We start from the raw sequence: 15,071 nt of genomic DNA on the forward strand, positions 1-15,071 counted from the left end.
GCATAAATCCAGGGGGCGGGTGGCGTAGCACGACGCCTGCCGTGAGCAGATGGAATCGAGGCGAAAAGCTGCTGTGAGCAGTGCACCTTCACCCTTCGGACAAAATGAGTGGCTCGTCGAAGAGATGTATCGCAAGTTCCGCGAGGATCCTTCGTCGGTGGATTCGAGTTGGCACGAGTTCCTCGTGGACTACGCGCCAGAACCGGTCGACGGGAGTAGCGAGCCCGGCAAGAGCCCAGCACAGACCAGCAAGCCCGCCCCGTCCTCGAACGGATCCGCCCCCAAGCCGGCCGCCTCCACCGACAAGCCCGCTGCCGAGAAGCCCGCCAAGCCCGCGGCCAAGTCGGACACCAAGCCTGCCGAGAAGCCCGCACAGAAGTCGGAGGCGAAGGCCGAGCCGGCCAAGCCCAAGCCGGCACCCGCCGCCCCGGCCACCGATGACCAGACCGCCGTCCTGCGGGGCGCGGCCGCCGCCGTCGTCAAGAACATGAACTTCTCGCTGGAGGTGCCCACCGCCACCAGCGTCCGGGCGATCCCGGCCAAGGCGATGATCGACAACCGCGTGGTCATCAACAACCACCTCAAGCGCACCCGCGGCGGCAAGATCAGCTTCACCCACCTTCTCGGCTACGCCATCGTGCAGGCGGTCAAGAAGTTCCCCAACATGAACCGGCACTTCGCCGAGGTCGACGGCAAGCCCAACGTCGTCACCCCGGCACACACGAATCTCGGCCTGGCCATCGACCTGGCAGGCAAGGACGGCAACCGCTCGCTGGTGGTCGCCGCCATCAAGAAGTGCGAGACGATGGGGTTCGGGCAGTTCATCGCCGCCTATGAGGACATCGTCCGGCGCGCCCGCGACGGCAAGCTGACCGCCGAGGATTTCGCCGGCGTCACCATCTCGCTGACCAACCCCGGCACCATCGGCACCGTGCACTCGGTGCCGCGGCTGATGCGCGGCCAGGGTGCCATCATCGGCGCCGGCGCCATGGAGTATCCCGCCGAGTTCCAGGGTGCCTCCGAGGAGCGCATCGCCGAACTGGGTGTCGGCAAGCTGATCACGCTCACGTCGACCTATGACCACCGCATCATCCAGGGTGCCGAGTCCGGTGACTTCCTGCGCACCATCCACACCTTGCTGCTCGACGACGAGTTCTACGACGAGATCTTCCGCGAACTGGGCATCCCCTACGAGCCCGTACGGTGGCGCACCGACAACCCGGACTCGATCTTCGACAAGAACGCCCGGATCATCGAGCTGATCGCGGCCTACCGCAACCGCGGCCATCTGATGGCCGATATCGATCCGCTGCGGCTGGACAAGACGCGTTTCCGCAGCCACCCCGACCTCGACGTGCTGACCCACGGGCTGACGCTGTGGGATCTGGACCGCGAGTTCAAGGTCGACGGGTTCGCCGGCGCCGAGTACAAGAAGCTGCGCGATGTGCTCTCGGTGCTGCGCGACGCCTACTGCCGCCACGTCGGTGTCGAGTACACCCACATCCTGGAACCGGAGCAACAGCGCTGGATCCAGGAGCGCGTGGAGACCAAGCACGACAAGCCCACGGTCGCCGAGCAGAAGTACATCCTGAGCAAGCTCAACGCGGCAGAGGCCTTCGAGACCTTCCTGCAGACCAAATACGTTGGGCAGAAGCGCTTCTCGCTGGAGGGGGCGGAGACCGTCATCCCGATGATGGATGCCGCGATCGACCAGGCCGCCGAGCATGGTCTCGACGAGGTCGTCATCGGCATGCCGCACCGCGGCCGACTCAACGTGCTGGCCAATATCGTCGGCAAGCCCTACAGCCAGATCTTCAGCGAGTTCGAGGGCAACCTCAACCCGAGCCAGGCACACGGCTCCGGTGACGTGAAGTATCACCTCGGCGCCACCGGCACCTACCTGCAGATGTTCGGCGACAACGATATTGCCGTCTCGCTGGTCGCCAACCCCAGCCACCTGGAGGCCGTCGACCCGGTCCTGGAGGGCCTGGTCAGGGCCAAGCAGGACATGATCGACTTCGCGAACGACAACGAGCATCCGGCGTTCTCGGTGGTGCCGATGATGTTGCACGGCGATGCCGCGTTCGCCGGACAGGGTGTCGTCGCCGAGACGCTGAACCTGGCGCTGCTGCGCGGGTACCGTACCGGCGGCACCATCCACATCATCGTCAACAACCAGATCGGCTTCACCACCTCACCGCACGACTCGCGCTCCAGCGAGTACTGCACCGACGTGGCCAAGATGGTCGGGGCCCCGATCTTCCACGTCAACGGTGACGATCCCGAGGCGTGTGTGTGGGTGGCCAAGCTGGCCATGGACTTCCGCCAGAAGTTCAACAAGGACGTCGTCATCGACATGTTGTGTTACCGCCGCCGCGGCCACAACGAGGGTGACGACCCGTCGATGACCCAGCCCGGTATGTACGACGTCATCGACACCAAGCGCGGTGTCCGCAAGTCCTACACCGAAGCGCTGATCGGCCGTGGCGACATCTCGATGAAGGAGGCCGAGGACGCACTGCGCGACTACCAGGGCCAACTGGAGCGGGTGTTCAACGAGGTCCGTGAGCTGGAGAAGCACGAGATCGAGCCGAGCGAATCGGTGGAGGCCGATCAGCAGACTCCGAAGGGCCTGAACACCGCGGTCGACAAGTCCGTGCTGGCCCGCATCGGCGATGCCCACCTGGCCGTACCGCAGGGCTTCAATGTCCATCCGCGCGTGCAGCCCGTGCTCGACAAGCGCCGCGAGATGGCCTACGAGGGCAAGGTCGACTGGGCGTTCGGCGAGCTGCTGGCCATCGGATCGCTTGTCTCCGAAGGCAAGACGGTCCGGCTGACCGGCCAGGATGTGCGCCGCGGTACCTTCACCCAGCGGCACGCGGTGATCATCGACCGCAAGACCGGCGCGGAGTTCACCCCGATCGATCTGCTGACCACCGATGCTGACGGCAACCCCAACGGCGGCCGGCTCGAGGTGTACGACTCGGCGCTGTCGGAATTCGCGGCCGTCGGCTTCGAATACGGCTACTCGGTGGGCAACCCCGAGGCGATCGTGTTGTGGGAGGCCCAGTTCGGCGATTTCGTCAACGGCGCGCAGTCGATCATCGACGAGTTCATCTCCTCCGGCGAGGCCAAGTGGGGTCAGCTCTCCGACGTCGTGCTGCTGCTGCCGCACGGCCACGAGGGACAGGGTCCCGACCACACCTCCGGGCGTATCGAGCGGTTCCTGCAGGTGTGCGCCGAGGGGTCGATGACCGTCGCGGTGCCGTCCACGCCGGCCAACTATTTCCACCTGTTGCGTCGCCACGCCCTCGACGGCATCCATCGCCCGCTGATCGTGTTCACCCCGAAGTCGATGTTGCGCAACAAGGCTGCGGTCTCCGAGGTCCGCGATTTCACCGAGATCAAGTTCCGCTCGGTGCTCGAGGAGCCGACCTATGAGGACGGCGACGGCGACCGGTCGAAGGTCAAGCGGATACTGCTGACCAGCGGCAAGATCTACTACGAGCTGGTGGCGCGCAAGGCCAAGGAGAAGCGCGACGATATCGCCATCGTGCGTATCGAGCAGCTCTACCCGCTGCCCCGGCGTCGGCTCAACGCGACGCTGGACGAGTACCCGAATGTGGAGCAGTACTTCTGGGTGCAGGAGGAACCGGCCAACCAGGGTGCGTGGCCGACCTTCGGGCTGTCCCTGCCGGAGTTGTTGCCGGAGAAGCTGACCGGCATCAAGCGGATCTCGCGGCGTGCGATGAGTGCGCCGTCGTCCGGGTCGTCCAAGGTCCATGCCGTCGAGCAGCAGGAGATCATCGACGAGGCGTTCGCGCCTTAGCCGTACCGGCCGCCAATCTGAAGAAGATCGCGAGAATCGAGCAGATTCTCGCGATCTTCTTCAGATTCGGCCTGAAAGACTTTGGGTCAGAAGCCGAGCAACCCCAGCGGGAGGGGCGACTCACCGTTGGCGATCGAGGTGACCGCGCCGGGGCAGAATGCCGAGATGGCGAACCCGGTGAACATGGTGGCCGGGCCGATCGGGCGGCCGATGGTCTCGGAGACCCGGCCGGCGACATCGGCCAGGTTCTGGCCACCGTCGGCCAGCATCGGGCAGACGGACTGACCGGCGGCCACGGCATCGGCCGGGTTGAGCGTGCTCAGGCCGGTGCCGTCGAGGGTGTTGAGGAAGTCGCCGGCCGGGTCCGCCTGGGCGGGGGCTGCGGCCAGCAGACCGATGGACAGGGCGGCACCGGCGGCAGCCGCCAATCGCAAACGCATCATGGTGGGGAATCGCTTCCGGGTGCCTGATCATTACAGCCGGATCGCACAGAATGCACCGCGTGCGCCGCGATCGGGTGCGCTTTGCCTCTGGTCAACGGGTAACGGTCATCACATCATGATCGGATGCACGTCGTGAACGTCGACGGCCGCACCGTCCGCGCCCTGACCGCCGGTGATCGAGCCGACACTCCACTGTTGTTGCTGCACGGTATCGGCCGCAGCCTGGAGGACTGGACCGAGCAGATCGAGCGGCTGTCCGGGCGCTTCTACGTGATCGCGGTCGATCTGCCCGGCTTCGGACGGTCCGCACGTCGCGACGGACCGGCCGACCTGGCCACCGTGGCCGACGGCGTGGCCGGCGCGCTGGCCGCGCTCGACGAGGACCGACCGTGCCATGTCATCGGCAACTCACTCGGCGGTGCGGTGGCCATGCAGCTGTTGGCGTCGCACCCGGACCGCGTCGCCAGCCTCACCCTGGTCAACAGCGCCGGTTTCGGTGCCGAGGTCACCGCGCTGCTGCGGATGCTCTCGCTGCCGGGCATCGGACGCCATCTCGCCACCCGCAGCACACCGGCCGGAGCCCGGCTGATGGAACGGCGGCTGTTCGCCGACCCGTCACTGGCCACCCGCGAGCGCATCGACCATGCGCTGCGCATCGCCGCCGAGCCCGGCACCGGCGAGTTCCTGCTCGAGATGGCCAACCACCTCGGGACCATCCGCGGCGTCCGGCCGCAGTGGCGAAGCGAGTTGCTGACCGCCGTCGCCGCGCAGCCCCGGCCCACCCTGCTGATCTGGGGTGACCGTGACCGCATCCTTCCCGCGACGCATCTGGGGGCGGCACACCGCCAGTTTCCGGACGCGCAGGTCCACCTGTTCACCGCGACCGGGCACATGCCGCAGATCGAGCGGGCCGACGAGTTCGCCGACCTCGTCACCGCTTTCGTGGAGAACGGACCGACCCTGTCGGCCTCGGTACCGCCGGTAACGGCTAAGGTCGGACACAATCGCGCAGACAGTCGATCGCAGAGGAGTGCGTGCATGGAGGGCTTCGCCGGAAAAGTTGCCGTCGTCACGGGAGCCGGGTCGGGAATCGGGCAGGCGTTGGCCGTCGAGCTGGGTCGCTCGGGCGCCAAGCTGGCGATCAGCGATGTCGACACCGAGGGCCTGGCCGTCACCGAGGAGCGGCTCAAGGCCATCGGTGCGCCGGTCAAGGCCGACCGCCTCGACGTCACCGAGCGTGAGGCCTTCGAGCTCTATGCCGATGCCGTCAAGGAACACTTCGGCAAGGTCAACCAGATCTACAACAACGCGGGCATCGCCTACCAGGGCGATATCGAGGTCAGCTCCTTCAAGGACATCGAACGCGTCATGGACGTCGACTTCTGGGGCGTCGTCAACGGCACCAAGGCGTTCCTGCCCCACCTGATCGCCTCCGGCGACGGGCACGTCGTGAACGTGTCCAGTGTCTTCGGCCTGTTCGCGGTACCCGGCCAGGCGGCCTACAACTCGGCCAAGTTCGCGGTGCGCGGCTTCACCGAGGCACTGCGCCAGGAGATGGCCATCAACAAGCACCCGGTCCGGGTGACCTGCGTGCACCCCGGCGGCATCAAGACCGCGATCGCGCGCAACGCCACCGCGGCCGAGGGCATCGACGTCGCCGAGATGGCCAAGGCCTTCGACACCAAGCTCGCCCGCACCAGCCCGGAGAAGGCCGCCAAGATCATCCTGGAAGCGGTCCGCAAGGACCGGGCCCGGGTGCTCGTCGGCGCCGACGCCAAGATCCTGGACGTCCTGATCAGGATCACCGGCTCCGGCGGGTATCAGAAGCTGTTCTCGTCGGTCGCCAAAAGCCTGATCCCCAAGTAGGTCGCTAGTGGCCCAGCGGATGGGTGCCCAGCCAGGCACCCGCCACCGCGCCGGGCTCTCCACCAGCGGCGACCTCGGACCGCATCTGGGCCAGTGCATCGGTGCCGAGCACACCGGCCAGCTCGTTGACCGACCGCTGCTGGGTCTGGGTCAGGCCGTTGCGCCGGAACACCGGGACGATGTTCTCGGCCCGGATCAGGGCGGTGCGGTCGGACAACACGTTCAAGTCCGCGGGTTGATCCGGTGCGGCCGCCGTCGTCCAGGCCATGTTGATCCGGCCGCTGCGCAGTGCTGCCTGCATCGCCGCGGCATCGGCGAGCTCGCGCGGTGCGGGCGGCGTGCAAGCACCAAGCGCGGCGGGCACATCCGCGCCGCGTACCGCGCCGGGTTCCAGTTCGGCGCACCGCCCGACGAGGGCCAGCACATCGGTGGCGCCCCAGTCCGCGGCGGTCCGCCCGGTCACGGCGACAGTCGGCTTGTCCGAGGCACTTTCGGTGTAGTCACCGGCACCGAGTCCCTCCGGTAGCGATCCGACCATCGCGCGGTACACCTGTGCCGCCGAGCGGGCGGGCGCATCGGGAGCGAACCGCTGCAACGCCTGACCGGTCAGGGCAGGCACCACATCGACATCTCCGGAATCCAACGCGCCCAACGGGTCCGGGACATCCTTCACATGCGCCGGACTGCCGTAATAGCCCAACGCGGCGACGTAGAGGTGGGCGAGCAGCGCCGATTCGGCATCGGCGCCGGCACCCACCGCCACCGAGGGTGGCGGCGGCACCTGCCCACCGCAACCGGCGACCAGCAGCGCGATCAGCGCAGCTGCCAGAAACCGGATGGCCGAACCGATCTCAGACCCCGGAGGCTGCGGCCACGGCCTTGGCGACCGCGGGTCCGACGCGCGGATCCAACGCGCTGGGCACGATGTGGTCGACGGCGAGATCGTCCCCGACGACGGAGAAGATCGCATGCGCGGCAGCCACTTTCATCTCCTCGGTGATACGGCGGGCACCCGCGTCCAGGGCACCGCGGAACACACCGGGGAAGGCCAGCACATTGTTGATCTGGTTGGGGAAGTCACTGCGGCCAGTCGCGACCACCGCGGCGTACTTACGGGCCGCATCGGGGTGGATCTCGGGGTCCGGGTTGGACAGTGCGAACACGATGCCACCCGGGGCCATGGTCGCGATGAACTCCTCGGGCACTAACCCGGCCGACACGCCGAGGAACACATCGGCACCGTCGAGCGCCTCGGCGACGCCACCGGTGACTCCGCGCGGGTTGGTGCGCTGGGCCAGCTCGGCCTTGAACGAATTCAGGTCGGAGCGACCGCTTTCGACGATGCCCTTGCTGTCCAGCACGATGATGTCGCTGATCCCGCTGTTGAGCAGGATGTTGGTGCACGCCACCCCAGCGGCGCCGGCCCCGGACACCACGACCTTGAGGTCGGTGATCTCGCGGTCGAGGACCTTCACCGCACCCAGCAGGGCCGCCAGCACCACGATCGCCGTGCCGTGCTGGTCATCGTGCATCACCGGACAGTCCAATGCTTCGATGACGCGGCGCTCGATCTCGAAGCAGCGCGGCGCCGAGATGTCCTCCAGGTTCACCGCCCCGAAGGTCGGGCGCAGCCGGATCAGCGTCTCGACGATCTCGTCGGGATCCTTGGTGTCCAGCACGATCGGGATCGAGTCGAGGCCACCGAAGGTCTTGAACAGCGCGCTCTTGCCCTCCATCACCGGCAGCGAGGCGGCCGGGCCGATATCGCCGAGGCCCAGCACGGCGCTGCCGTCGCTGACGACGGCCACCAGCCGGTTGGCCCAGGTGTACTTCTTGGCCAACGTCGCATCGGCGGCGATCGCGCGGCTGACCTGGGCTACGCCCGGGGTGTAGGCGATCGACAGGGCACGCTGGGTATCCAGCGGCGCTTTCAGATCGATCGAGAGCTTTCCACCCTCGTGGGCGGCAAAGATCTCGGCGTCGTCGACGACGACCTGTGGGGTTCGCACCAGTTCGGACATGCGCTCGACGCTACTTCATCCATTCAACTCACCGGCACCCCAACCCCGCTGGTGAGAGGTTGGAAATGCGACTGACGAGTAACATTCTGCCCGGGTTGTCCCGTGATGCTGGGAGGTAGCGATGCCGACGTTCCGCACGCCGTCACCGTCCAAGTTGCGCCCGTCGGCGCGGCGCGCCCCGGCCGAGCCGGACGCCCGCAGCATCCACGTCCCTGTCTCGCAGGCGATGGTCGACTGCGGCGTATACAGCGACGGTGCGCGCCTGCCCGGCAAGTACACCCACGCCGCGGCCCTGAACAAGGTCCGCGAGATCGAGGCCACCGGGACCGCGGCGTTCGTCTGGATCGGCCTGCACGAACCCGACGAACACCAGATGCAGGCGGTGGCGGACGTGTTCGGGCTGCACGAACTGGCGGTAGAGGACGCCGTGCACGCCCATCAACGTCCCAAGCTGGAACGCTATGACGACACCTTGTTCCTCGTACTCAAGACCGTCAACTACGTCGAGCACGAGTCGGTGGCCAATGCCCCCGAGATCGTGGAGACCGGCGAGATCATGATCTTCGTCGGCACCGACTTCGTCGTGACGGTCCGCCACGGCGACCACAGCGGGCTGGCCGGGGTGCGCCGGACGATGGACAACTCACCGGCCAGTTGCGCGCTCGGCCCGTACGCGGTGATGCACGCGATCGCCGACCATGTCGTCGACGGCTATCTCGAGGTGACCGATCGGGTGGAGACCGATATCGACGCCATGGAGGAGAACGTCTTCTCCCCCAGCTCGCCGACCGATATCGAGAGCATCTACATGCTCAAGCGCGAGATCGTCGAGTTGCGCCGCGCGGTCAGCCCGCTGACGACCGCCCTGCAGCGCCTGGGATCCGATCACAACGACCTGATCTCCAAGGAGGTCCGTCGCTACATGCGCGATGTCCTGGACCACAACACCAGCGCCTCGGACCGCATCGCCAGCTACGACGAGGTGCTCAGCTCCCTGGTGCAGGCCGCCGTCGGCAAGGTCGGAATGCAGCAGAGCACCGATATGCGCAAGATCTCGGCATGGGTGGCCATCGCCGCGGTGCCCACCGCGATGGCGGGCATCTACGGGATGAACTTCGAGAACATGCCGGAGCTGAAGGCCACCTACGGCTACCCGGCCGTACTGCTGGCGATGCTGACCATCTGCACGCTGCTGTATCGGCAGTTCCGACGCAACCACTGGCTCTGATTTTCCCGCGACTTGTGGAGTCTGAGCCGTGACCGACGCGGCTGCGGCTCCACAAATCGCAGGAATCAGGACGGTTCGGAGGCCCGGCGGTTCGGGTCGAACACGTCGACGCCGTCGGTGCGCCAGGCCTCACGCATCGCCTCGGCGCCCTTGAGCCGTACCCAGGCCGCCTCGGTCGGGGTGATCGGCGTGGCCTGCAGCACAGTCACCGCCGACAACGGTTCCGGCAACTCGATATCGGGAATCGGGCCGGCACTCAACAGGAATGCTGTGAACGGTGCGGCCTCGAACAGCGGGCCGCTCAGGTCGATCAGAGCGTCGGGTTCGAGCACCAGACCCTCGACGGCGGGGGCCGCGGCGAGTATCGCGATGGACTTGGCCAACCCGACCGGGCTGGGCGGGCGCAACGACACCATCACCTCGGCCCGCGGCCCGCGCACCCCGTCGGCGACCAGATCCGTCGGATCGGCCATCGGATACCGCGAACAGCCGAGCGACACATAATGATTGACGCCCGCACCATCCGGACCGAAGCGCAGGATGTCGATCCGGTCGGCGCCGAGAAAGGTCACACTGGCCTCGCCGGGATCGCCGAGCACACCGGCATCGGTGAAGTGCTTGCGCACCCCCCGGCGCACTTCGGCCAGAACGTCGGTCACTAGCCCGCCGGCGGGATCGACAGATTCACCCCGGAGTCGGCATCGAAGATCAGCAGCTTGGAGGTGTCCACGGCCAGCTCGGCCTTGCCTCCCGCGCGCACCTTCGAATCCGCGGAAACCCGTGCCACGAACTCGTTCTCACCGGTACCGGATTCGGCAGCCAGCTGCTCGAGCTGCGCCGACTTGGCCCCGGACCCCTCGGTACGGAAGTACAGGTACTTGTCGGCGCCCAGCGATTCGACCAAGTCCACGTCGACCTCGAAGGTGACCGCCCGGATACGCGAGTACGTGTCGATCAAGGCGGCATCGTCGAAATGCTCGGGCCGGATACCGGCGATGACGTTGCGGGGCGCGGGATGTTGCTCCAACACGCGCTGCGCCTCGTCGGAGAGCATGACCTCACCGAAGGGCAGTTTGATGCCGCCGTCGGTCAGCGAGGCCGGGAAGAAGTTCATCGCCGGCGAGCCGATGAACCCGGCGACGAAGAGGTTGGCCGGGGTGTTGTACAGCTCCTCGGGCGTGCCGATCTGCTGCGCGACACCGGCCAGCATCACCACGACGCGGTCCCCGAGCGTCATCGCCTCGGTCTGATCGTGCGTGACGTACACCGTGGTGGTGCCCAACCGGCTCTGCAGCCGGGCAATCTCGGTCCGCATCTGCACACGCAACTTGGCATCGAGGTTCGACAGTGGCTCGTCCATCAGGAACGCCTTGGGATTGCGGACGATGGCCCGCCCCATGGCAACTCGCTGCCTCTGGCCACCGGAGAGCTGGGCGGGCTTGCGATCCAACAGGTTCGCCAGATCCAGGATCTTGGCGGTCTCCTCGACCTTGCGGTTGATCTCGTCCTTGCCGACCTTGGCCAGGGTCAGCGGGAAGGCGATGTTCTGCCGCACCGACAGGTGCGGATACAGCGCATAGGACTGGAAGACCATGGCGATGTCGCGGTCCTTGGGCGCCTTGTCGTTGACCCGCTCGCCGCCGATACGCAGTTCCCCGGAACTGATGTCCTCCAGGCCCGCAATCATGTTCAGCGTGGTCGACTTCCCGCAGCCGGACGGCCCGACCAGGATGATGAACTCACCGTCGGCGATGGTCAGCGACAGGTCCTTGACCGCGGTGGCGCCACCGGCGTAACTCTTCGACACGTTTTCCAGCACGATTTCGGCCATGACTTACCCCTTCACCGCGCCGGAGGTCAACCCGGCCACGATCCGTCGCTGAAAGATGAGAACAAAGATGATGATCGGGATGGTGATGACCATCGCGCCTGCCGCGATGGAGCCGGTGGGCTCCTCGAACTGCGAGCTGCCGGTGAAGTTGGCGATCGCGACCGGCGCGGTGATGGCCCGCTCGGTCGCCGTCAACGACAGCGCCAGCAGCAGATCGTTCCAGGCGAAGATGAAGACCAGGATGGCCGCGGTGACGATGCCCGGCGCGGCCAGCGGCGCAATCACCTTGCGGAAGGCCTGGCCCGGCGTGGCGCCGTCCATCTTGGCCGCCTTCTCCAGATCCCACGGGATCTCCTTGAAGAAGGCACTCATGGTGTAGATCGCCAACGGCAGCGCAAAGGTGATGTAAGGGATGATCAGGCCGGGCCAGGTGTCGAACAGCCCGAGCCGGCGCTCGATGTTGAAAATCGGTGTCACCAGCGAGATCTGCGGGAACATCGCGATCAGCAACGCCACCCCGACGAGCAGCTTCTTACCGGGGAAGGCCAACCGGGCTATCGCATAGGCGGCCATGCCGCCGATGGTGACCGCGATCAGTGTGGTGATCAACCCGATGCCGATCGAGTTGACCAGCGCCGAGGTGAAGATATTGCCCTGGAAGATCGCCTTGTAGTTGTCGAAGGTGATCTGCTCGGGGATGAACTTGCCGTCCTTCACCGACGATGTCGGCTTGAGCGACAGCGACAGGATCCACAACACCGGGATCAGTGCGTACAGCACGACGATGACGTTGACGATCGCCCACCCGGTCACGCGGCGGGCATTCACCTGCTCGCTCATCGGATGTCCCTGCTCTTCGCGCAAGCGCTCATCGGACTCATGCTCTTCGCGCAAGCGCTCATCGGCGTGCCTCCTCGTCGCTACCCGGCGCCGCAGCTCCGAAGATCTTGATGAAGATGAACGCGATGATCGCGACGCACAGGAAGATCAGCACGCTGATCGCCGAGCCCAACCCCAGGTTGAACGCCTTGAAAAGGTTGTTATAACCCAAGATCGACACCGACCCGGTCTCATTGGCACCACCGGTGAGCACATAGATGTTGTCGAAGATGCGGAACGCATCCAGCGTGCGGAACAGCAGCGCGACCAGGATTGCCGGTTTGATGAGCGGCAGGATCACCTTCGTCAGCCGCTTCCATGGCCCGGCGCCGTCCATCTGTGCGGCATTGAGCAAGTCCTGGGGCACCAGGGCCAACCCGGCGAGCAGCAGCAGAGCCATGAACGGCGTCGTCTTCCACACCTCTGCCAACACCACGATGGCCAGTGACGGAAGCTGTTCGGTCAGTGGGGCGCTGCCGTCGGGCAGCAGATTGGCCAGATATCCCGTCCCCGGCGTCCATGCGTAGTACCAGCTGTAGGACGCCGCGACGGTCACGATGCCGTAGGGCACCAGGATCGCGGTGCGCACCGTGCCCTTACCGAAGATGGTGCGGTGCATGACCAGTGCAAGCGCCATGCCGAGCACGAACTCGATGGCCACCGAGACGATCGTGATACCGACGGTCACCACGAAGGCCGTCCACCAATACCGGTCGGTGAGGATGGTCTGGTAGTTGCCCAGGCCGATGAACTCGACATCATCGGGCGCGGCCAGGTTGTAGCGCTGCAAGCTGAGCCAGACCGCGTAACCGATCGGGTACGCGGTGACCGCCAGCATCAGAAATACCGCCGGGCTGATCAACCAGAAGGCGAGCCGTCGCTGCGCGGCGAGGTCATCCGTGCCCGTCTTCGCGCTCACGGAATGAGCCCCTTCCCGTCGATCGCCTTCTGCACCTGTTCGGTCAGCTCGTCGGCGGTCCGCTCCGGATCGATATCGGTGATCGGGGCCAGCGTTGCCGAAATCCGGGTCGACAGCGCCTGGTACACCGGGGTCGCCGGGCGCACCGCGGCGTTGGTCAACTGCTGCCGGATGATCTCGTACTGCGGGTACTTCTGCTGGAAGGCCGGGTCGTCGTAGAGCGAAGCCCGCACCGCGGGCAGCCCGCCCTCCACCGAGGTGTAGCGCTGGTTGTCGACATTGCGCAGGCACCGGATGGCCTCGAAGGCCTCGGCCCTGTGCTGGGTGTTCTTGCCGACCGCCAGATTCAACCCGCCGAGGGTGACCTTGGCCGGCTCACCGTCGACCATGCCGGGGAACGGGGCGAACCCGAAAACCTTCTTGCTCGCGTCGTAGGCGACGTTGAACTGCTCGTCGGACGGCGAGAAGCTGCCGGCATCATTGATCGCACTGGTCAGCGACGGGTCCTCGTTCAACGGCAGGAACGGCACCCCGCCTTTGACCGCGTTCTCCAGCATGGATGGCAACACGAACGGCCAGTTGACCTCGAGCGCGGCTTTGCCCTGTTCGAGCGCGAGCCGCGCGGTGCCCTCATCGGTCTGGGTGATCGACGGATCCGCACCCGGGGCGGTGGCAACGTCCTTGATGGTCTGCAGAGCCTTCACCGTCGCCGCACGATGCTCCGGGGTGTCGGTCAGGGTGACGCTCTGACCGTCATCGGAGAGCACCTGTCCCCCGGCGCTTTCCAGCAGCGTGTTGAACCACACGACCAGACCCTCGTACTGCTTGGCCTGCACCGCGATCCAGCTCGGGCCGCCCACGGCGTACTGCCGCTTGGCCTCGGCCACCATCTGATCCCATGTCGTCGGCGGGGCCGGCACCAGATCGGCTCGGTACCAGAGCAATTGGGTGTTCGTGGTGATCGGCGCCGCGTACAGCTTGTCCTGCCACTTGGCGGTCTCCAACGGCCCGGGCAGCGTGTTCTCGGTCGCGTCGGCCTCGGCCTGACCGGCCGGATCGTCCGAGAGGGGAAGTGCCCAACCGGCTTCGGCGAACTCCGCGGTCCACACCACGTCGAGTGCCATCACATCCAACGATTTGTCGTTGCCGGTGAGCCGTCGGGCCAACTGCAGGCGTTGATCGTCGGCACCCTTGGGCAACGACACCTGCCTGATCGTGAATCTCCCGCCGAGTTGCTCATTGCATTTCTGCGCAACCGCGGTGAACGTTGCCATCTCATTGGCGGGTGTGTAATAGCTGATGACAATGCCGTCGTCGGCGGAACCACACGCCGTCATGACCGACCCGGCCGTCAATGCAGCCATCACCGCCGCACAAAGCCGTCGTGTGCGCACTACCGGCCTCCGTTTGCGTCCGATGTCGCCGCCGTTGGCGACCTGCAGGAGAAACCTCCGCGGGGCCAACGTAGAGCCATAGCCGCGTACTATGCAACCACTTGCCGGGCGCGTCGGCCCATCAGATCGTCAAGCGTGCCAGCAGATCCCGCCCCTGTTCGGCGCTACGCGGGTCGCACAGCACGTCGTAGCGGCCGGCGACCAGCTGCAGTGTCGAGCTGAAATCCCGTGTGCCGCGCGCCATTGCGTACGGAATGGCCGAGGTGATCAGACCGAAGAACACACCGGCGATCAGACCCGTGGCCAGCGCACCCCACGGACTGGGGCTGAAGAAGCCGAGGATCAAACCGATGAACAACCCCAGCCACGCCCCGGACAGCACACCGCCGCCGAGCACCTTCGGCCAGGACAGCCGACCGGTGACGCGCTCGACCTGCATCAGGTCGACCCCGACGATGGTGACCTGCTCCACCGGAAATTGTTGGTCGGAGAGGTAATCCACCGCGCGCTGCGCCTCGGCGTAGGTCGGGTAGGAGCCGATGGGCCAGCCCTTGGGGGGTGTCGGCAGCGCGGCGGGCCCGCGAGCACCCGGGTCTTGGCTTGGTCGAAGGGGACCCGTCATGACTCTGCTCTCCTCACGTAGACAAGCCGGTATGCGAAC

Annotated in this window: 12 protein-coding genes and 1 pseudogene; 4 read left to right on the top strand and 9 right to left on the bottom strand. The window is 66.3% G+C overall.

Annotation, left to right across the window (positions count from 1 at the left end; translation table 11 throughout):
- Positions 1–73: 73 nt before the first annotated feature.
- Positions 74–3,829 carry a multifunctional oxoglutarate decarboxylase/oxoglutarate dehydrogenase thiamine pyrophosphate-binding subunit/dihydrolipoyllysine-residue succinyltransferase subunit gene (locus PGN27_RS07540; protein WP_335325592.1) on the top strand — a complete coding sequence of 1,252 codons (3,756 nt, stop codon included), beginning with the start codon at positions 74–76 and terminating at the stop codon, positions 3,827–3,829.
- Positions 3,830–3,915: 86 nt separating this feature from the next.
- Here PGN27_RS07540 and PGN27_RS07545 read toward each other — a convergent pair whose 3' ends face one another.
- Positions 3,916–4,272: a DUF732 domain-containing protein gene (locus PGN27_RS07545; protein ID WP_036461890.1), complete on the bottom strand. Its 357-nt coding sequence runs from the start codon at positions 4,270–4,272 to the stop codon at positions 3,916–3,918.
- A 123-nt stretch (positions 4,273–4,395) separates the two neighbouring features.
- On the opposite strand from PGN27_RS07545, the pseudogene PGN27_RS07550 reads away from it, so the two are divergent.
- Together PGN27_RS07550 and PGN27_RS07555 are read left to right on the top strand one after the other, a co-directional pair.
- Positions 4,396–5,187 (top strand): annotated as a pseudogene (locus tag PGN27_RS07550) (alpha/beta fold hydrolase); the annotation flags it as partial.
- A gap of 123 nt (positions 5,188–5,310) precedes the next feature.
- Complete coding sequence (locus tag PGN27_RS07555) at positions 5,311–6,138, top strand: SDR family NAD(P)-dependent oxidoreductase (RefSeq protein WP_335328660.1); 828 nt, start codon at positions 5,311–5,313, stop codon at positions 6,136–6,138.
- Positions 6,139–6,142: 4 nt separating this feature from the next.
- Here PGN27_RS07555 and PGN27_RS07560 read toward each other — a convergent pair whose 3' ends face one another.
- Positions 6,143–6,919 carry a glycine betaine ABC transporter substrate-binding protein gene (locus PGN27_RS07560; protein ID WP_418888566.1) on the bottom strand — a complete coding sequence of 259 codons (777 nt, stop codon included), beginning with the start codon at positions 6,917–6,919 and terminating at the stop codon, positions 6,143–6,145.
- A gap of 70 nt (positions 6,920–6,989) precedes the next feature.
- Positions 6,990–8,159, bottom strand: a complete 1,170-nt coding sequence (locus tag PGN27_RS07565) for an NAD(P)-dependent malic enzyme (RefSeq protein WP_335325593.1) — start codon at positions 8,157–8,159, stop codon at positions 6,990–6,992.
- Between the two features lie 121 nt (positions 8,160–8,280).
- Between PGN27_RS07565 and corA the strand changes: the two genes are divergently transcribed.
- Positions 8,281–9,387 (top strand): magnesium/cobalt transporter CorA, encoded by a 1,107-nt coding sequence (gene corA, locus PGN27_RS07570; RefSeq protein ID WP_335325594.1) that lies wholly within the window; start codon positions 8,281–8,283, stop codon positions 9,385–9,387.
- A gap of 65 nt (positions 9,388–9,452) precedes the next feature.
- Here corA and PGN27_RS07575 read toward each other — a convergent pair whose 3' ends face one another.
- The 6 genes from PGN27_RS07575 to PGN27_RS07600 form a co-directional block, all read right to left on the bottom strand.
- Positions 9,453–10,046 (bottom strand): suppressor of fused domain protein, encoded by a 594-nt coding sequence (locus tag PGN27_RS07575; RefSeq protein WP_335325595.1) that lies wholly within the window; start codon positions 10,044–10,046, stop codon positions 9,453–9,455.
- The gene (locus PGN27_RS07580) at positions 10,046–11,218 is read right to left on the bottom strand and encodes an ABC transporter ATP-binding protein (protein WP_335325596.1); all 1,173 of its coding nucleotides are present in this window, start codon (positions 11,216–11,218) and stop codon (positions 10,046–10,048) included. Before PGN27_RS07580 ends, PGN27_RS07575 begins: the two co-directional genes overlap by 1 nt.
- Positions 11,219–11,221: 3 nt before the next feature.
- The gene (locus tag PGN27_RS07585; protein ID WP_335325597.1) at positions 11,222–12,058 is read right to left on the bottom strand and encodes a carbohydrate ABC transporter permease; all 837 of its coding nucleotides are present in this window, start codon (positions 12,056–12,058) and stop codon (positions 11,222–11,224) included.
- A 58-nt stretch (positions 12,059–12,116) separates the two neighbouring features.
- Complete coding sequence (locus tag PGN27_RS07590; protein WP_335325598.1) at positions 12,117–13,016, bottom strand: carbohydrate ABC transporter permease; 900 nt, start codon at positions 13,014–13,016, stop codon at positions 12,117–12,119.
- The gene (locus tag PGN27_RS07595) at positions 13,013–14,380 is read right to left on the bottom strand and encodes an ABC transporter substrate-binding protein (protein ID WP_335325599.1); all 1,368 of its coding nucleotides are present in this window, start codon (positions 14,378–14,380) and stop codon (positions 13,013–13,015) included. The genes PGN27_RS07590 and PGN27_RS07595 overlap by 4 nt, the downstream gene beginning before the upstream one ends.
- A 151-nt stretch (positions 14,381–14,531) precedes the next feature.
- A complete protein-coding gene (locus PGN27_RS07600; protein WP_335325600.1) occupies positions 14,532–15,032 on the bottom strand; it encodes a YflT domain-containing protein in 501 nt (166 codons plus the stop codon).
- Positions 15,033–15,071 lie beyond the last annotated feature (39 nt).

The sequence above is a fragment of the Mycolicibacterium neoaurum genome (genome assembly GCF_036946495.1).
Classification (GTDB): Bacteria; Actinomycetota; Actinomycetes; order Mycobacteriales; family Mycobacteriaceae; genus Mycobacterium; species Mycobacterium neoaurum_B.

Bases quoted from the DNA above. Each gene is read 5' to 3' on its own strand.
- PGN27_RS07555 (WP_335328660.1), top strand. From the start codon at position 5,311: ATGGAGGGCTTCGCCGGAAAAGTTGCCGTCGTCACGGGAGCCGGGTCG.
- PGN27_RS07580 (WP_335325596.1), bottom strand. From the start codon at position 11,218: ATGGCCGAAATCGTGCTGGAAAACGTGTCGAAGAGTTACGCCGGTGGC.
- PGN27_RS07585 (WP_335325597.1), bottom strand. From the start codon at position 12,058: ATGAGCGAGCAGGTGAATGCCCGCCGCGTGACCGGGTGGGCGATCGTC.
- PGN27_RS07595 (WP_335325599.1), bottom strand. From the start codon at position 14,380: ATGGCTGCATTGACGGCCGGGTCGGTCATGACGGCGTGTGGTTCCGCC.
- PGN27_RS07565 (WP_335325593.1), bottom strand. From the start codon at position 8,159: ATGTCCGAACTGGTGCGAACCCCACAGGTCGTCGTCGACGACGCCGAG.
- PGN27_RS07600 (WP_335325600.1), bottom strand. From the start codon at position 15,032: ATGACGGGTCCCCTTCGACCAAGCCAAGACCCGGGTGCTCGCGGGCCC.
- corA (WP_335325594.1), top strand. From the start codon at position 8,281: ATGCCGACGTTCCGCACGCCGTCACCGTCCAAGTTGCGCCCGTCGGCG.
- PGN27_RS07545 (WP_036461890.1), bottom strand. From the start codon at position 4,272: ATGATGCGTTTGCGATTGGCGGCTGCCGCCGGTGCCGCCCTGTCCATC.